Annotated in this window: 17 protein-coding genes; 9 read left to right on the top strand and 8 right to left on the bottom strand. The window is 72.3% G+C overall.

Annotated features, from left to right (window positions below):
• Positions 1–66: 66 nt before the first annotated feature.
• Entirely contained in the window at positions 67–1,158 is a 1,092-nt protein-coding gene (locus ACH35V_RS32380; protein WP_395978272.1) for an ATP-dependent DNA ligase, read from the bottom strand.
• A 76-nt stretch (positions 1,159–1,234) separates the two neighbouring features.
• Here ACH35V_RS32380 and ACH35V_RS32375 point away from each other — a divergent pair, with 76 nt between their 5' ends.
• Positions 1,235–1,936: a dihydrofolate reductase family protein gene (locus ACH35V_RS32375; protein WP_395978270.1), complete on the top strand. Its 702-nt coding sequence runs from the start codon at positions 1,235–1,237 to the stop codon at positions 1,934–1,936.
• A 4-nt stretch (positions 1,937–1,940) separates the two neighbouring features.
• On the opposite strand, the gene ACH35V_RS32370 is transcribed toward ACH35V_RS32375, so the two are convergent.
• Positions 1,941–2,663 (bottom strand): pyrimidine reductase family protein, encoded by a 723-nt coding sequence (locus ACH35V_RS32370; RefSeq protein WP_395978268.1) that lies wholly within the window; start codon positions 2,661–2,663, stop codon positions 1,941–1,943.
• A 134-nt stretch (positions 2,664–2,797) separates the two neighbouring features.
• On the opposite strand from ACH35V_RS32370, the gene ACH35V_RS32365 reads away from it, so the two are divergent.
• Positions 2,798–3,199, top strand: a complete 402-nt coding sequence (locus tag ACH35V_RS32365) for a hypothetical protein (protein WP_395978266.1) — start codon at positions 2,798–2,800, stop codon at positions 3,197–3,199.
• 14 nt (positions 3,200–3,213) lie between these two features.
• On the opposite strand, the gene glgX is transcribed toward ACH35V_RS32365, so the two are convergent.
• The 4 genes from glgX to ACH35V_RS32345 are packed head-to-tail and all read right to left on the bottom strand — an operon-like array spanning position 3,214 to position 7,472.
• Entirely contained in the window at positions 3,214–5,307 is a 2,094-nt protein-coding gene (gene glgX / locus ACH35V_RS32360) for a glycogen debranching protein GlgX (protein ID WP_395978264.1), read from the bottom strand.
• Positions 5,308–5,364: 57 nt separating this feature from the next.
• A complete protein-coding gene (locus ACH35V_RS32355; RefSeq protein WP_395978262.1) occupies positions 5,365–5,952 on the bottom strand; it encodes a GNAT family N-acetyltransferase in 588 nt (195 codons plus the stop codon).
• 39 nt (positions 5,953–5,991) lie between these two features.
• Positions 5,992–6,540 (bottom strand): DUF4262 domain-containing protein, encoded by a 549-nt coding sequence (locus tag ACH35V_RS32350; RefSeq protein WP_395978260.1) that lies wholly within the window; start codon positions 6,538–6,540, stop codon positions 5,992–5,994.
• 56 nt (positions 6,541–6,596) lie between these two features.
• Positions 6,597–7,472 carry a hypothetical protein gene (locus tag ACH35V_RS32345; protein WP_395978258.1) on the bottom strand — a complete coding sequence of 292 codons (876 nt, stop codon included), beginning with the start codon at positions 7,470–7,472 and terminating at the stop codon, positions 6,597–6,599.
• A gap of 179 nt (positions 7,473–7,651) precedes the next feature.
• Between ACH35V_RS32345 and ACH35V_RS32340 the strand changes: the two genes are divergently transcribed.
• The 5 genes from ACH35V_RS32340 (at position 7,652) to ACH35V_RS32320 (ending at position 12,825) form a co-directional block, all read left to right on the top strand.
• Positions 7,652–8,446: an SAM-dependent methyltransferase gene (locus ACH35V_RS32340; RefSeq protein WP_395978256.1), complete on the top strand. Its 795-nt coding sequence runs from the start codon at positions 7,652–7,654 to the stop codon at positions 8,444–8,446.
• A 129-nt stretch (positions 8,447–8,575) separates the two neighbouring features.
• Entirely contained in the window at positions 8,576–9,376 is an 801-nt protein-coding gene (locus tag ACH35V_RS32335; protein WP_395978254.1) for an SAM-dependent methyltransferase, read from the top strand.
• Entirely contained in the window at positions 9,373–10,374 is a 1,002-nt protein-coding gene (locus tag ACH35V_RS32330) for a sugar ABC transporter substrate-binding protein (RefSeq protein ID WP_395978252.1), read from the top strand. The genes ACH35V_RS32335 and ACH35V_RS32330 overlap by 4 nt, the downstream gene beginning before the upstream one ends.
• A 4-nt stretch (positions 10,375–10,378) precedes the next feature.
• Positions 10,379–11,872, top strand: coding sequence for a sugar ABC transporter ATP-binding protein (locus ACH35V_RS32325; RefSeq protein WP_395978250.1), 1,494 nt, complete (start codon positions 10,379–10,381; stop codon positions 11,870–11,872).
• On the top strand, positions 11,869–12,825 hold the full coding sequence (locus tag ACH35V_RS32320; RefSeq protein ID WP_395978248.1) for an ABC transporter permease: 957 nt from the start codon (positions 11,869–11,871) through the stop codon (positions 12,823–12,825). The genes ACH35V_RS32325 and ACH35V_RS32320 overlap by 4 nt, the downstream gene beginning before the upstream one ends.
• On the opposite strand, the gene ACH35V_RS32315 is transcribed toward ACH35V_RS32320, so the two are convergent.
• Positions 12,773–14,419 carry an acyl-CoA dehydrogenase family protein gene (locus tag ACH35V_RS32315; RefSeq protein ID WP_395978246.1) on the bottom strand — a complete coding sequence of 549 codons (1,647 nt, stop codon included), beginning with the start codon at positions 14,417–14,419 and terminating at the stop codon, positions 12,773–12,775. The two genes, ACH35V_RS32320 and ACH35V_RS32315, sit on opposite strands and share 53 nt — an antisense overlap.
• Before the next feature lie 187 nt (positions 14,420–14,606).
• On the opposite strand from ACH35V_RS32315, the gene ACH35V_RS32310 reads away from it, so the two are divergent.
• A complete protein-coding gene (locus ACH35V_RS32310; RefSeq protein ID WP_395978244.1) occupies positions 14,607–15,356 on the top strand; it encodes a DUF1707 domain-containing protein in 750 nt (249 codons plus the stop codon).
• A gap of 217 nt (positions 15,357–15,573) precedes the next feature.
• Here ACH35V_RS32310 and ACH35V_RS32305 read toward each other — a convergent pair whose 3' ends face one another.
• On the bottom strand, positions 15,574–15,702 hold the full coding sequence (locus ACH35V_RS32305; RefSeq protein WP_395978242.1) for a hypothetical protein: 129 nt from the start codon (positions 15,700–15,702) through the stop codon (positions 15,574–15,576).
• Between the two features lie 187 nt (positions 15,703–15,889).
• Between ACH35V_RS32305 and ACH35V_RS32300 the strand changes: the two genes are divergently transcribed.
• The gene (locus ACH35V_RS32300) at positions 15,890–17,212 is read left to right on the top strand and encodes a hypothetical protein (protein WP_395978240.1); all 1,323 of its coding nucleotides are present in this window, start codon (positions 15,890–15,892) and stop codon (positions 17,210–17,212) included.
• Positions 17,213–17,232 lie beyond the last annotated feature (20 nt).

Here is a 17,232-nt window from a genome sequence, read left to right as displayed (position 1 = left end):
CGGCGCGGCCGGGACGCTCACCACGCGTCCCGGCCGCACTGCTGCGGGGCCGGGATCGGCCGGGCGTCAGCGGTCGACGCGGGGGCTGGTCGCCTCGCCGGAGAGGATGTCGCCGAGGTCGTAGGCGACCGGGACCTCCAGCTGCTCGTAGTTGCACGACTCGGGGGTGCGGTCGGGGCGCCAGTTGCGGAAGCGGGCCGTGTGCCGGAACCGGTCGCCCTCCATCGCCTCGTAGGCGACCTCGACCACCAGGTCGGGACGCAGCGGCACCCAGCTGAGGTCCTTCTTGCCCGTCCAGCGGGAGACCGCGCCCGGCATCCGGTCGACGGTCGCCTCGGACTGGCTCGCCCACTCCGCCCACGGATGATCGGAAAGGTCCTGCAGCCGGTACGGCTGGAGCTCCTCGACCAGCTCGGCGCGGCGCTTCATCGTGAACGACGCCGCGACCCCCACGTGCTGGAGATGCCCCTTGTCGTTGTAGAGGCCGAGCAGCAGCGACCCAACGATCGGGCCGGACTTGTGCCAGCGGAAGCCCGCGACGACGCAGTCCGCGGTCCGCTCGTGCTTCACCTTGAACAGCACCCGCTTGTCGGGCTGGTACGGGACGTCGCGCGGCTTGGCGATCACGCCGTCCAGCCCGGCGCCCTCGAACTCGTCGAACCAGCGCAGCGCCAGCTCGTAGGAGTCGGACGCGGGCGTCACATGGATCGGCGCGTGCACCCCGGACAGCGTGTCGACCAGCCGCTGCCGGCGCTCGCCGAGCGGCGTCTCCATCAGCGACTCGTCGCCGAGCGCGAGCAGGTCGAACGCCACGAACGACGCCGGGGTCTGCTCCGACAGCAGCTTGATCCGCGAGGCGGCCGGATGGATGCGCTGCTGGAGGACCTCGAAGTCGAGGCGCGTCCCCTGCGGCACCACGATCTCGCCGTCGACCACGCACCGCTCGGGCAGCTCGCGCTTCACCGCCTCGACCAGCTCCGGGAAGTACCGGGTCAGCGGCCGCTCGCCCCGGCTGGACAGCTCCACCTCGTCGCCGTCGCGGAACACGACGCAGCGGAAGCCGTCCCACTTCGGCTCGTACAGCAGGTCGCCCTTGGGCATCGTCTTGACCGCCTTGGCCAGCATCGGCGACAGCGGCGGACTGATCGGCAGGTCCATGCCCCTATAGTGCGCCCCCGGACCGACAAAAGGACATTGCGGGGGCCCTAAAAGGCCGTCCGATAACCTGCGGGTCATGCGCCGTCTGCTGCCCGGACCACCCGCCGACGGCATCGATCCGTACGACGCCTACCGCGACGCGCCGGGGCTGCGGCTCGGCATGGTGATGAGCGCGGACGGCTCCGTCACCGACGCCGAAGGCTGGACGGACGCGCTCGGCGGCGACGCCGACTTCCGCGTCTTCCGGACGCTGCGAGCCCTCGCCGACGCGATCCTCGTAGGCGCCGGGACCGTCCGCACAGGACGGCTCGGACCGGCCCGCCTACGCCGCGATTTGCGCGCGCGCCGCGGCGGGCCGCCCGCACCCATCGTCGTGGTCAGCCGATCCGCCGACCTCGACTGGACGCTCCCGCTGTTCACCGAGGCCGAGACGCCGACCGTCGTCGTCACATCGCGCGCCGCTCGAAAGCGCGTCCCGAGCGCGATCCAGGTGGTCGCCGAAGGCGAGGACGACGTCGACCTGCCCGCCGCCGTCCAGGTGCTGCGTGAAGGGCTCGGTTATGAGCATCTCCTCTGCGAAGGGGGCCCGGCTCTGGCGACCGCGCTGATCCGTGTGTCCCTCGTTGACGAGTTGTGCCTCAACATCGCCCCGACGCTTCTCGGCAGCGCACGCCACACGCGCCTTCTGCACGGGCTGGACGCAGAGGTGCCGCTGGACCCGGCGGCCCTCTATCTGGACGAAGGCGTGCTGTTCGTCCGCTACCGGTTGCCGGTGTAGTCCGCTACCGGTTGCGGACGTAGCGGAGGAAGAGGAAGTCGTCGTCCTGCAGCGCGTGGGCGAGGGTCAGCTCCGGCGGGACGGGCACCGGCGGCCCGTTCAGGATCCGCGTCGGGTGCCCGGCGAGGAGCAGCGGGCTCAGGGTGAGGCACAGCTCGTCCAGCAGCCCGGCCGCCACCACCTGCGCGAGGACGCCCGGACCGCCCTCGCACAGCAGGCGCCGGTGGCCGCGCGCCGCGAGCGCCTCGACGGCGGCGGCGAAGTCGAGCGAGTCCGTCCCGGCGACGATCACGTCGGCGCGCTCCCGCGCCGCCGCCAGCCGCGCCGGGTCGGCGGTCGCGGTCGCCAGCACGATCGTCCTGGCCTTCGCCGCGGTGAAGACCGGCGCGTCGAAGTCCAGGTCGAGGGTGCGGGAGACGATCGCCAGCGGCGGGACGGGCGGCCGCCCGTCCCGGACCCCGTTCCAGCCCGCGCTCGGCTCGACGGGGCCGTAGCCCTCGGCGCGCACCGTGTTGGCGCCGACGATGACGACGTCGGCGAGCCCGCGCAGCAGCAGGAACAGGTGCTGGTCGGCGGCGTTGCCGAGGCCGCCGCTGCGCTCGTCGCGCTGGGCCGCGCCGTCCAGGCTGGCGACCATGTTGGCCCGCAGCCAGGCGCCGCCGCCGGGCGGGTAGGCGTAGCGCTCGGCGAGGTCGACGTCGCCCGCGTCCGGGATGAGGGCTCGCATGGGACGCCAAGTTACTGCACGCCGACGCTGACCGTCCGTGCACCAATCTGCACGAATCCGTCATGGCGGGCCCGTGAAAGGGCGACACTGGGGCCGGGGGACGGGGTGTGAGAATTGCACGGAAGGAGCGGGGGGTGGAGTTCGCCGCGCTTGCCGCGTGGATACTCGCCGCCGTGGCGGGCGGTTATCTGCTGATCATCTGGATGGCGCACGGGGGAGCCTCGACGAAGGTGACGCGCTTTCCGATCCTGGTCGTCGTCGGCCATCCGCTGGCCGCCGTCGTCGGTCTCGCCATATGGGTCGTCTATCTGGCCACCGGCCGCGCCGCCTACGCCTGGGCGGCGTTCGGCGCGCTGCTGGTCGTTCTTCTCCAGGGATTCATGCTGTTCACCCGCTGGCTCGTCGGCCGCGGCGGCCGCCATGCCCGCGGCGCCGAGCAGGCGTTCCCGGCCGCCGCCGTGGCCGTCCACGGCGGCGTGGCGGTGACGACGTTCGTCCTCGTCTTCCTCACCGCGATGGAACTCACCGGGACCTAGCTGCTCACCGGGACCTAGGGGACCCTGCGGAGGACGGTCAGCGAGCGGTCGGCGAGGGGGACGGCGTCGCGGGCCTTGACGCGGGGCCGCTCGCCCGCGGTGCCGGGTTCGGCGGTGTCGAGGGCGAACTCCCAGCGCTCGCCGTACTCGCCGCCGGGGAGCGTGAACTCCACCGCCTCGGCGCCCGCGTTGATCAGCAGGAGGAACGAGTCGTCGCGGACGCGGCGCCCGCGCGGGTCGGGTTCGGTGATGGCGTCGCCGTTGAGGAACACGCCGAGGGACTTGGCGAACCCGACGTTCCAGTCCTCGTCGGTCATGCTCTCGCCGCCCGGGGTCAGCCACGCGATGTCGGCCGCCGCGCCGGTGCCCGTCCCGGTGAAGAACCGGCGGCGGCGGAACACCGGGTGGTCGTGCCGCAGCCGCGACAGGGTCCGGACGAACTCCGTGTCGTCGGAGTCGTCCCAGCGGACCCAGGAGATCTCGTTGTCCTGGCAGTAGCCGTTGTTGTTGCCCTTCTGCGTGCGGCCCAGCTCGTCGCCGTGGGAGAGCATCGGCACGCCCTGGGACAGGAACAGGGTCGCCAGGAAGTTGCGGCGCTGCCGGGCCCGCAGGTCGAGGACGGCCGCGTCGCGGGTCGGGCCTTCGACGCCGCAGTTCCACGACCGGTTGTCGTCGGTGCCGTCGCGGTTGTCCTCGCCGTTGGCGTCGTTGCGCTTGTGGTCGTAGGACACGAGGTCGGTCAGCGTGAACCCGTCGTGGCAGGTGACGAAGTTGATGGACGCGAACGGCCGCCGCGCGCTGTGCTCGTACAGGTCGGACGACCCGGTCAGCCGGGACGCGAACTCCGGCATCGTCGCGTACGAGCCGCGCCAGAAGTCGCGGACGGTGTCGCGGTACTTGCCGTTCCACTCCGTCCACAGCGGCGGGAAGTTGCCGACCTGGTAGCCGCCCTCGCCGACGTCCCACGGCTCGGCGATCAGCTTCACCTGCGACACGACCGGGTCCTGCTGGACGAGGTCGAAGAACGTCGCGAGCCGGTCCACGTCGTGCAGCTCGCGGGCCAGCGCGGACGCCAGGTCGAAGCGGAACCCGTCGACGTGCATCTCCAGGATCCAGTAGCGCAGCGAGTCCATGATGAGCTGCAGCGCGTGCGGGTTGCGGACGTTCAGGGAGTTGCCGCAGCCGGTGTAGTCGAGGTGGTAGCGCTTGTCGTCGTCGCGGATCCGGTAGTAGGACGCGTTGTCGATGCCGCGGAACGACAGCGTCGGGCCCAGGTGGTCGCCTTCGGCGGTGTGGTTGTAGACGACGTCCAGGATGACCTCGATGCCCGCCTCGTGCAGGGCGCGGACCATGGCCTTGAACTCCAGCACCTGCTCCCCGCACTGCCCGGACGACCCGTAGGCGTTGTGCGGCGCGAAGAACCCGATCGTGTTATAGCCCCAGTAGTTGTCGAGCCCCCGCGCCACGAGCGCGTGTTCGGGGATCGACTGGTGCACCGGCATCAGCTCCACGGCCGTCACGCCGAGGTCGAGCAGATGGTCGATCAGCACCGGATGCGCGAGGCCCGCGTACGTGCCGCGCTGCTCGTCCGGGATGCCGGGGTGCAGCTTCGTCAGGCCCTTGACGTGCGCCTCGTAGATGACGCTCTCGTGGTACGGGACGCGCGGCGGCCGGTCGTCCGCCCAGTCGAAGAACGGGTTGATGACGACGTTCTTCGGCATGTAGGGGGCGCTGTCGTCCTCGTTCAGGACGTCGGGGTCGGCGAACCGGTACGAGAACAGCGACTCGTGCCAGCGGACGCCGCCCTCGACGGCCTTGCCGTACGGGTCGAGCAGCAGCTTCGCCGGGTTGCAGCGGTGGCCCTCGCGCGGGGCGAACGGCCCGTGCACGCGGTACCCGTACCGCTGCCCGGGGCCGATGCCGGGCAGGTAGCCGTGCCAGACGAACCCGTCCACCTCGGGCAGGGCCAGCCGCGTCTCGTGCCCGTCGGCGTCGAACATGCACAGTTCGACGCGGCGCGCCACCTCGGAGAACAGCGCGAAGTTCGTGCCCGTGCCGTCCCAGGTGGCGCCCAGCGGATAGGGGTCCCCGGGCCAAACCTCCCGCATGCGCTCCAACTCCTCGACCGGTTCCTCCTGGCAAGTCGATTGTGGCCTACCCCGTCGTCAGGGTGCGGACGCCGCGGCCGGGAGGCGCCACACGGTTTCGCCGTCATCCGTGGACTCGGAGGTCGGCCGGAGGCCGAGCTTGGCCGCGACGGCCGCGGACGGCCGGTTCTCCGGGTGGACGGTCGCGACGACGTCGCGGACGCCGTGCGCCAGCAGCCAGTCCAGCAGCGCGCGGGCGGCCTCGGTCGCGAACCCGAACCCCTGGTACGGCATCCCGACGACCCAGGCCACGGACGCGATCCGGCGCGGCGGGCCGGGCGTGACCGTCGACCCGGCGGAGGCGGAGGCCACCGCGAAGCCCGGCGGCGCGGGCGCGACGGTCGCCTGGACGTACCCGATCGCCTGCCCGTCGCGGACGCGCCGGACGATCCAGTTCAGCCAGTACTCCTGGTGGTACGGCGCTGGCCCGGCGACGAGGCGCTCGTAGCGGGCGCGCAGCTCGTCCAGGGTGAGGGGCTCGCCGCCGATGTGGCGGTGCAGGCGCGGATCGTCCAGGACGGGCGCCATCTCGTCGGCGTGATGGACGGCCAGCGGCTCCAGGACGAGGCGCTGGGTCCGGATCGGCTCGGAGAGCGTCCCGTACACTCCGCCGATCGTATGCCCAAGGCGTCCGGCCGGGGCAGGTCAGAGCCGCCGTGTCCAGACTCCGCGCGCGTGCTGCTTCGGGGTGAGCCACAGCCATGGCTGGGAGTGGCGGAACGGCAGGTCCGTGCCGGGCTGCCAGGGGAACAGGCCCTCCGGGTTGGGCCAGAGGACCTGCAGCATCGGCAGCGGGGGACGCCGGTAGAACGCCACGGCGCCGCCGAACAGGCCGTCGTACCAGCGCGGGTCGACCTCGCGGAACGCGGCGGGCTGCCCGCGGACGATGCCGTCGCGGCGGTCGCCGTCCGCCGGGGCGCGCCCGTCGGCGGTCTGCCGGCCGAGCGCGTTGAGCGACTCCTCCATCTCGTACACGTCGCCGCCGAACATGGCGAGCTCGGGCGCGCCGTGGCTGTGCCACAGGCCGATCGTGTACGCCCAGCCGGGCCCGGCGTCGTCGGGATGGACGAGGACGACGCTCCACCCGTACTCCGTGATGTGCACGATGGTGCGGAGCTGGAAGTTGTCCATGCGGTCGCGGTCACCGTAGTCATTGCAGATGACGCAGGTGCACGTGGAGCGGCCGTCGGACATGACCTTCAGTTTACGATCTGTCGACGGTCGGTATCGCTCCATGTCCGCGGAACAGGTCACCAGAACACCCCCGTGTCGCGCGGCCTGGCCTCGTGGCCTGCGAGGACGTCCGGCCGGTTGAGGCCGCGGACGGCCACGACCGCCAGCAGCATCGCCGCGGGCAGCCCGATCGGCACGGCGGCGAGCGGCACGACGGTGGCGACCTCCAGCGCCGTCCCGCCGAGCAGGCCCGCGACGCCGAGGTTGTCGCCCTGCCGCCCGGCAGGCTGGACGATCGCGGCGAGCGCGGCGGCGACGGCGACGCCCGCGGCCGGGAGCGCGAAGACCCGGCGCCGGACGAAGAAGCCCAGCGCGACCCCGGCCGCGCCCAGCACCGGCAAAGCGAGCACTCTGAGCCAGCGCGCCGGGCTGGGACGCATCTCGACGCTCAGCACCGGCGCCGGGGTGTCCGGGCGCAGCCGCCAGGTCCGCCGGCCGGACGGCGTCCCGTCCGCCCGCACCGTGGACGGCACGGACGGCAGCCGCAGCTTCATGGACGTGTCGAGGAACCCTCGCGCGCGGAGCAGCCGCGCCGCGCCGGCCATGTCGATGCGGAGGGAGGCGTTGCGTCCCGTCCGGTAGGCGCGGTCGATCTCGGCTCTGGCGAACGGCATGCCGCGATCGTGCTCGGTGCGCACCCGGACGTCCCGCGCGCCGGGGAACGCCGCCGCGGCGATCTGCCGGGCCAGGGCGCTGACTTCGGCGTCCGACCGCAGCCGTCCCGCCGCGTGCAGGTCGAGGAACGCGTCCCCGTCGGGCAGGACGTCGATTCGGAACCAGGCCCGCTGCGGCGGCGCGGGACGGCCTCCGCCGCCTCCGCCGCCTGCGCATCCGGCGAGCACGGCGACCGTGAGCAGCACCGCGCCGAGCGCGGCGAGCCGTCGAACCGACACCGCGGGCCTCCCGATGCTGGACGTGCTGGACGGTTGGTCGCCGTCCCAGCCTGACCGGATGAGGTCGCACCCGCGTCTCGTTCCGGTGTCGGTGGGTTCTCCTATGCGAGGCGGCCTCGCCGAAGCAGTACGCCGAAGCAGTACGTTGACCGGCACACCCCCCGAGGAAAGGGAGATTCATGGCCGACCGCGACGTGGTGGACCCCTCCGCCGTCGACGCCGACGTCCCGCATGCCGCGCGGATCTGGAACTACTGGATGGGCGGCAAGGACAACTACGCGGCCGACCGCGCCGCCGGCGACGCGGTCGCCGAGGTGTATCCGCAGATCGTGACGATGGCGCGGCAGTCGCGGCGGTTCCTCATCCGCGCCGTGGAGTTCCTCGCGCGCGAACGCGGTGTCCGCCAGTTCATCGACATCGGGACCGGGCTGCCGACGATGCGGAACACGCACGAGGTCGCGCAGGGCGTCGCGCCCGAGTCCAGGATCGTGTACGTCGACAACGACCCGCTGGTGCTGGTGCACGCCCGCGCGCTGCTCGGCAGCACCACCGCGGAGGGCACGACCACGTACGTGCACGCGGACTACCACGACCCGGACCGGATCGTCGCCGAGGCCGGGAAGGTCGTGGACTTCGGCGAGCCGGCGGCGGTGATGTTCATGGGCGTGCTCGGCTACGAGCCCGACCTGGCCGTGGTGCGCGCCATCGTCAGGCGGGTCATGGACGCGACGTCGTCCGGCAGCCATCTGGTGATGTGGGACGGGACCGACACCGGCGCGGAGGTCGTCGAGGGCGCGGAGAAGCTCGTCGAGAGCGGCGGCGTCCCGTACATCCTGCGCGCGCCCGCTCAGCTCGCGCGGTGTTTCGAGGGGCTTGAGCTGGCCGAGCCGGGGCTCGTCCCGATCACCGAGTGGCGGCCGGACGGGGACGCCCCGTCCGTCGACGCCTACGGCGCGGTCGGACGAAAGCCCTGACCGAAATTCGCGAATAAGGTTTGCCGGAAATCGGAAAATCCAGATGATCATCGCTCGGTTATGCCTTTGCGATCTCCGCGGTCCATACTCGGCGCTTGTCAGCTGACAATCACCGTGTAAGGGGCATTGGTGGCGGAAGAGGAATTCACGCCGTACGACTTCGACGTGGACACTCCCAACGCCGCCCGGATGTACGACTACTACCTGGGCGGCAAGGACAACTACCCGGCCGACCGGGAGGCCGCCGAGAAGATCATGGCGCTGGGGCCGAGCAGGGACATCTGCGTCGCCAACCGCCGGTTCCTCGGCCGCGCCGTCCGGCTCGCGGCCCGGGACGGGATCAGGCAGTTCCTCGACCTCGGCACCGGCCTGCCGACCCAGGAGAACGTGCACGAGGTCGCCCAGCGGGAGGCCCCCGGCGCGCGCGTCGTCTACGTCGACTACGACCCGGTCGTGCTGGCCCACGCCCGCGCGCTCAAGGCCATCGACGCGACCACGGCCGTCGTCCGGGAGGACGTCCGAAAGCCGCGCGAGATCCTCGACCACCCCGAGGTGCTGGGGCTGATCGACTTCTCGGAGCCGGTCGCGGTGCTGTTCGTCGCCGTCCTGCACTGCCTGACCGACGACGAGGACCCGTGGGGCGTCGTCCGGGCGTTCGCCGAGCGGATGGCGCCGGGCAGCCACCTGATCGTGTCGCATCTGACCGACGACGCCCACCCGGACGTGGGCGCGGCGGCCAGGGAGGTCTACGACGCCGCCACCGCGCCCCTGATCCACCGCGGCCACGCCGCGATCTCCAGGTTCTTCGACGGGTTCGAGGTGCTGGAACCGGGCGTGACCGTGGTCAACGAATGGCGTCCCGAAGGTGACCTGGACCGGGAACGTCCCGGCGGGGAATGGTTCTACGTGGGAGTGGGGCGGAAACCGTGAAAAGGCTGGGAGCGGTCGTCGCGGCGGGTCTCGTCCTCGCGCTCGCGGCGTGCACTGATTCCGACGACGGCGGCTCCGGCTCGTCCGGGGCCGGGGACGCCAAGAGCATCGCGTTCTTCGGGTTCGCGAAGGCCAACTCGTTCTCGCAGGCCACCTTCGAGGGCGTGAAGGAACAGGCGGCGAAGGAGGGCGGGAAGGCGGAGTTCTTCGACTCCGGCTTCGACGCGCAGACGCAGCTCCGCCAGCTCCAGGACGCGATCACGTCCAAGCGGTTCGGCGTGTTCGTGCTGCAGGCCAACGACGGGACCGCCGTCGTGCCCGCCGTGCGGCAGGCCGTCCGGAGCGGGATCGCGGTCGTCGTCCAGTTCACGCCGGTCGGGACGCGCTACGACACCGCCGAGCCGCAGGTGCCGGGCGTGATCTCGCTGGTGGACGTCCCGGTGCAGAACGGCAGGCAGCTCGGCGTCCTGGGCGTCGGCGCCTGCCAGGCGAGCAAGGCCAAGCCCTGCAAGGTCGCCTACCTGGAGGGCCTGAAGACGCTGCCGCTCGACAACGCGCGCACGAAGGCGGTCGTCGACTCGCTGAAGGCCGAGAAGGACGTGGAGGTCGTCGCGCAGATCGAGGGCGGCTACACCCGCGACTCCGGCCGCAAGGCGATGCAGGACCTGCTCCAGGCCCATCCCGACGTCGACGTCGTCATCGGGTCGTCGCAGGCCCTGTTCGGCGCCGAGGGCGTCGCGAAGGGCAAGGACGTCCTGTACGTCGGCAACGGCGCGTCGCGGCAGGCGGTGACCGCCGTCCGCGAGGGCCGCTGGTTCGGCATCCCGTACCTGCCGGTCCGGACCGCCGGGGCGAAGGCCGCCGAGCTGGGCCTGGCGAAGGCGAGCGGCAAGGGCGTCCCGGCGTCGACCGAGATCTCGTCCCTCGCGCCGAACGGGGGAACGCTCACCAAGGACCTGATCGTCTCGTCCGGGGTCACCGGCGAGTACGACGAGTAGCGGGGTGGGCGGCGGCGTGGACGTCGCGCTCGAAGGCATCCGCAAGGGCTACGGCGGGATCACCGTCCTGCACGACGTCTCGCTGACCCTGCGCGGCGGGCGCGTGCACGGCCTCGTCGGCGAGAACGGCGCGGGGAAGAGCACGCTCGCGCGCGTCCTGTGCGGCGTCGTGCGGGCCGACTCCGGCCGCGTCGCCGTGGACGGCGAGCCCGCCGCCCTCCGCTCACCGCGCGACGCGCTGCGGCACGGGTTCGCGCTCGTCACGCAGGAAGGCGCGATCGTCCCCGGCCTCAGCGTCGCCGACAACGTCTTCCTCGGCGCGAGGACGGCCCGGCGCGGCCTGCGCGACCCGGCGGGGGACCGCCGCCGCCTCGCCGCCCTCCTCGACCGGACGGGGTTCGCGCTGGACCCGTCCGCCCGCGCGGGCGACCTGCCGCTCGTGCACCGCCAGCAGGTCGAGATCCTGCGCGCCCTGGCCCGCGGCGCGCGCCTGATCGCCCTCGACGAGCCGACCGCGCTGCTGCCCGCGCCCGCCGCCGAGCGCCTGCTCCGCCTGGCCCGCGACCTCGCCGAGCGCGACGGCATCGCTGTCGTGCTCATCTCGCACCGGCTGGGGGAGGTCCTCGACTCCTGCGACACGGTCACCGTCCTGCGGGACGGGCGGCACGTCACCACCGCGCCCGCCGCCGACCTGACGGCCCCCGACCTCCTGCGGGCGATGGTCGGACGTCCCGTCGAGACGCTGTATCCCGAGCCCGCGCCCGTCCCGGACGGCGCGCCCGTGGTGCTGGCGGTGCGCGGGCTGTCGCGCGGGACCGCGGTGCGCGGCGTCAGCCTGGACGTGCGGGCGGGGGAGATCGTCGGGCTGGCCGGGCTCGTCGGCAGCGGCCGGACGGAGACGCTGCGGCTCGTCTTCGGCGCCGACCGCCCGGACGGCGGCGAGGTGACGATCATGGACCGCCGGGTCACCGGGAAGGGGCCGTCGGCCGCGATGGCGCTCGGCGCCGGGCTGGTGCCGGAGTCGCGGGGCGACCAGGGGCTCGTCCTCGTCCGGTCCGCCGCCGAGAACCTGGCGCTGGCCAGCCTGCCGGAACGGCGCCGCCTCGGGTTCGTGCGGCGCCGCGCCGAAAGCCGCGCCGTGGGAGACGCGGCCGAAACGCTCGGCATCCGGGGCGCGGGGCTCGACCGCCCCGCATGGACGCTGTCCGGCGGCAACCAGCAGAAGTCGGTGTTCGGCAAGTGGCTCGTCCGGTCGCCGCGCGTCCTGCTGGTGGACGAGCCGACCCGCGGCGTCGACGTGGCCGCCAAGGTCCAGATCCACCGGCTGATCGCCGGTCTGGCCGCGCGGGGCGTGGCCGTGCTCATGGCGTCCTCGGAGGTCGAGGAGGTGCTCGGGCTGGCGCACCGCGTCCTGGTGATGCGGGACGGCAGCGTCGCAGGCGAGTTTCCAAGGGGCGCGAGCGCCGAGGACGTCCTCGCGGCGGCGGGCCTGCGATGAGGTACGCGGCCGTCCGCGATCACGGGATCGTCGTTGCACTCGCGGGTCTCGCCGTCGCGCTGTCCCTGTCGACCAGCACGTTCCTCACCAAGGGAAACCTGGTCAACGTCCTCGACCAGGCCGTGGTCGTCGGCCTGCTGGCGTGCGGCATGACGCTGTGCATCGTCTGCGGCGTGTTCGACCTGTCGGTGAGCGCCGTGCTGGCGGTCAGCGCGGTCGTCGCCGTCCTGGTCACCCAGTCCGCCGGGGTGCCCGCCGGATACGCGGCGGGCGTCGCGACCGGCACGCTGATGGGCATCGTCACCGGGCTCGTCGTCGCGCTGTCGCGCGTGCACTCCTTCATCGCGACGCTGGCGCTCAGCATCGTCTACCGGGGCCTCGCGGTCGTGATCACCGGAGGCGCCATCGTCTACCCGCACGCGGGGCAGCTCGACGCGTTCCAGGCGCTGAGCCTGCCGACCGTGCTCGGCGGGATCACCGTCCCGACGCTGGTGCTCGCGGGCGTCGCCGCCGCCTGCTGGGTGCTGCTCGCCGCGACGACGTTCGGACGGGCCGTCTACGCCGTCGGCGGCAACGCCGAGGCAGCGCGGCTGTCGGGGGTCAGGATCGCGCCCGTCCGGGTCGCCGTGTTCGCCGTCAGCGGCGCCTGCGCCGGGACGGCCGGGCTCGTCATGGCGACCCGCGCCGGCTCCGCCCAGGCCGGCCTCGGCTCCCTCCTCGAACTGACCGCGATCGCCGCGGTCGTCATCGGCGGGACGAGCATCCTCGGCGGCGAGGGCGCCGTGTGGCGCTGCCTCGCCGGGGTGCTGATCCTGACGCTCGTCTCCAACGGGTTCAACCTGCTCGGCTGGGACCCCACCTACAAGCAGGTGATCGAGGGCCTGCTCATCCTGGCCGCCGTCACCCTCGACCGGCTCCTCCGCCGGACGGCTTCGGGATCGCCCGCTCGATGACCGCGCCGAAGTCGACGCCCGCGGGCAGGGTGCCGTACGCGCCGCCGTGGTCGCCCGCCAGGCGCGTCGCGCAGAAGGCGTCCGCGACGGCCGGGTGACCGTGCCTGACCAGCAGCGATCCCTGCAGCGTGAGCGCCAGCCGCTCGACGATCCGGCGCGCCCTGACCTCGATCGTCGCGGTGTCGGCGAGCGCGTCCTTCACGTCCCGGACGGCCGCGTCCAGCCGCGCGTCGCCGCCGGACGCCGCCTCGATCTCCGCGAACAGCGCCTCGACCGCCTGCGGCTCCTTCGCCATGGCGCGCAGCACGTCCAGCGCGGCGACGTTGCCCGAGCCCTCCCAGATCGAGTTCAGCGGCGACTCGCGGAACAGGCGCGGCATGCCCGACTCCTCCACGTAGCCGTTGCCGCCCAGGCATTCGAGCGCCTCGGCGGCGTGCCCGGGCCACCGCTTGCAGATCCAGTACTTGCTCGCCGCCAGCCCCAGCCGCTTGAACGCCGTCTCGGCCTCGTCGCCGCGCACCGACCGGTCGGTGGCGCCCGCGAGCCGCAGCATCGTGATCGTGGCCGCCTCCGACTCGATCGCGAGGTCGGCGAGGACGTTGCGCATCAGCGGCTGGTCGATCAGGTACTTCCCGAACGCCCTGCGGTGCGCCGCGTGGTGGACGGCGGCCGTCACGCCGTGCCGCATCCCGGACGCCGCGCCGATCACGCAGTCCAGCCGGGTCATGTTCACCATCTCGATGATCGTGCGGACCCCCAGGCCCTCGTCCCCGACCCGCCACGCGACCGCGTTCTCGTACTCCACCTCGGCGGACGCGTTGGACCTGTTGCCGAGCTTGTCCTTGAGCCGCATCAGCCGCATCGGGTTCAGCGCCCCGTCCGGCAGGACGCGGGGGACGAGGAAGCACGTCAGCCCGTCCGGCGCCTGCGCCAGCGTCAGGAACACGTCGCACATCGGCGCGCTCGTGAACCACTTGTGGCCGGTGAGCCGGTACGTCCCGTCCGGCTGGGGCGCGGCCTGCGTGGAGTTGGCGCGGACGTCCGACCCGCCCTGCTTCTCCGTCATCGACATCCCGGCGAGCAGCGCGTTCTTCGTGAGCGGCGCGCGCAGGCCGAAGTCGTACTCCCGCCTGGCCAGCAGTGGCTCGTACCGCGCGGCCAGCTCGGGCGACCGCCGCAGCGCCGGGACGGCCGCGTACGTCATCGAGACGGGGCAGCCGTGGCCCGCGTCCACCCGCCAGGTGTAGAACTTGGCGGCCCGCGCGACGTGCGCGCCCTCGCGTGGATCGGTCCACGCCGAGCCGTGCAGCCCGTGCGTCACCGCGACCGTCATCAGCTCGTGCCACGCCGGATGGAACTCGACCTCGTCGACCCGGTTCCCGTACCGGTCATGGGTGCGCAGGACGGGCGGGTGCTCGTTCGCGAGACGTCCCAGCTCCTGCGCCCGCCCGGCGCTCGCGAGCCGGCCGAGCTCGCGCACCTCGGCCTCCGCCCACCCGGCGCCCTCCCGCGCCAGCCCGTCCAGCAGGACGGCGTCGTCGGACACGTCGTGCCCGGCGAGCGGGGGAACCTGATTGACCACCTCGTGCGTCACCCTGCCACTCCCAACGTCCCTCCCGTGCCTGGCGTTCACGCCCTTGTCACGCACGATACAGAACCCCGTTCGGGCAGGGATCGATCATGCCGGTAGGCTGGTCCGGCGTCCATCCTCCTGAAGTGGTGGGGCGATCTCGTCCGCGCGGCGGATTGCCCACGGTCACCGGGGGCATACCTTCGGAATCATGAGTCAGTCCAGTCCGCAGCCGGATCGGCCGTCCCCGGGCCGCCCGCGGGACGGGCGGCAGGACCTGCACCCCGACCGGCCCGCCGCCGAGTCCGGTGAGGAGATCACGGCGGCTCCCGGCGCGGTCCGCGTGCCCGAGGCGACCCCGTCGCCCGAGGCGATACGCGCGTCCGACGCCGAGCGGGAGGCCGTCGTCGAGCGGCTGCGGATCGCCTCCGTCGAGGGACGGCTCACCTTCGAGGAGCTCACCGAGCGGACCGAGGCCGCCTACGCCGCCGTCACCCGCGGCGACCTGGAGGACATCACCGCCGACCTGCCCGGCATGGGCGCGCCCGGCGCCAACCCTGCGCCGCTCCAGGTCAAGCGCAAGTTCAGCGCCATCATGGGCGACTGCAAGGAACGCATCGTCGGCCGCATCGACGGCCCGCTGGAGGCCGTCTCGGTGATGGGCGACGTCGAGCTCGACCTGCGCGGCGCCCAGGTCCCCGCCGGCGAGGTCAGCGTCACCGCGCACGCCGTGATGGGCGACATCAAGATCATCGTGCCGGACGGCGTCCGGGTCGAGGTGACCGGCCACAACTTCCTCGGCGCCCGCAAGGTCGCCGTCCGCGACCCGCTCCCCGGCGCCCGCGTCCCCGTCGTCCACGTCACCGCGCACGCCGTGATGGGCGACGTCAAGATCGTCGACGACGCGCACCACGCCCCCGTCCGGCGCGCCATCGCGTCCTGGTGGCGCGACCGCACCTGACCGGCGGCCGATGCCCGCGCACGAGCGGGTGGCGCTGAGACCGCCCTGAAGGTACAATCGGCTTGCGGCAGCGTTCGCGCTGCCTCCCCAGTCTGAGTTGACCAGTCCGCGTCCGAGTCCTGCAGTCGCAGTCGAGCAGTCGCAGTCCTGAGTCCCAGTCTTGAGTTTCTCCAGTCATCAGTCTTCAGTCGCAAGTCGATGTCGCAGTCTCCCAATTTCACAGTTCTCGTCTGAAGTCGAAGTCCAACAGGAAGTCGCCGTCCCAGTTCGAGTCGCCCGAGAACGACACGTTAGAGGCGATGATGGACCGAGAGACCGAGTTCCTGATCTGTGCGGTGGTGCTCACCGGAACAGCCTTGATAGCGACGATCTTTCCCGCGCAGACCGTGGGTCTGCTGCTGGGCGTGAGCGTCGGGGCTTTCCTGAAGTGGGCCCTCCTTAAGCGGGGCTAGCCAACTGGCGGCCCGCTCACTTACTTCCGCTGGGGACCTCACTCTTCGATGATGAGGTCCCCAGCGTAAACGGAGGACGAGATGTACAGGCTCATTGATCTGACGCGCGCGCATGCGGGAACCGAGGGCGCGATACTGGAGGCGTTCAACGCCGCCCATGACGGACCGCCCCCCACGACGGTCGAACACATCGTGGTGCCGGGCCAGGCCAGGCCGGACGGGACCGACGGCCATATCTGGACCGAACTCCCCGGGACGGTCGACGACGCGGCCGTCACGGCCGCCGTCCACGAGCGGGTCGGGAAGGCGCACGAATCCGGCGTCGAGATCTCGGTGGCGTCGTTCCGGGGGAGCGTGAAGAGCGTCGTGGAGATGCTCGACACCATTCACGGCGGCGTCGAATTCATCCATCTGGGCACCTTCGCGCCCCCCACGACCGGCGGCGAGCGCCTCGACTGGGACGACGACTGGATGAAACGCGAGGACGCCGTCAACACGCTGGTCCACGCGATCGGCGCGTCGTCCGGGCAGTCGCGGATGACCGACCTGCGAAAGCACCTCTCCGCGCGCGACCCCCGATTCCGCAAGCAGGCCGGGACGTTCACCGCCCGGCCGAAGTTCATGTCCACGCTGGTCTCCCTGGCCGAGGAGCGCGGCCTGGTGGCCGTCGTCCCCACCGGCACCGGGGACAACAATCCGCAGATCGCCCTCACCGCCGCCGGGTATTCGCGGCTCGCCCCGTCGTCCCCCGTTTCCCCCTCGGATTCCTCCGCCCCTTCCGCGCCGCCCGCGCCCGCCCCCGCGGCCGGCCACGAGACCCGTTCGCTTTCGCACCTGTGCGTGGACGTGCTGAGGCAGAACAACATGGGGCCGTTCCAGGAATTGCGCCAGGACATCTACCGCGAGCTCGAACGGCTCGTCGGGGAGAAGTCCCGGACGGCCGACCAGCTCATCAGGGACGCCGTGCACGCCGTCCGGGACAAGAGCCAGGACGCGCCCAGCAAGTCGGGCAAGAAGTTCCCCTGGAGCCGGATCAGGGCCTTCCTGACGCGCCTGACGCGGCAGGTGCCGGTGTTCCTGAGCGGCGACACGCCGGTGGCGGTCTCGCTCGGCAACAACGGGACCGTGGTGGACGGCCTCGCCGCCGACTGGTGGCAGATGCTCGACGGCGAGCTGATCTGCTTCGTCCTCGGCAGGGGCGTCGCGATCACCCAGTACGACTACGAGGAGCTCGCCGGCGCCCTCTACAACAGCCGCTCCACCGCGTCCTACGACAAGGTGCAGGAGGTCGTCGACCACCTCGCCCGCGTCGGCCGGATCACCGAGGCGCCCGACGACGTGATGCGGATCGTCCTGGTGGCCCCGCCCATGACCCACGACGGCTCGCCGCCGCCGGGCGGCTGACCAGGGCTTCATCGGCCGTA

It is taken from the genome of Actinomadura sp. 1N219, assembly GCF_044326405.1.
In the GTDB taxonomy this organism is placed as follows: domain Bacteria; phylum Actinomycetota; class Actinomycetes; order Streptosporangiales; family Streptosporangiaceae; genus Spirillospora.
Note: the sequence above shows the minus strand (reverse complement) of the source record. Positions and strands in the feature narration are given on the sequence as shown.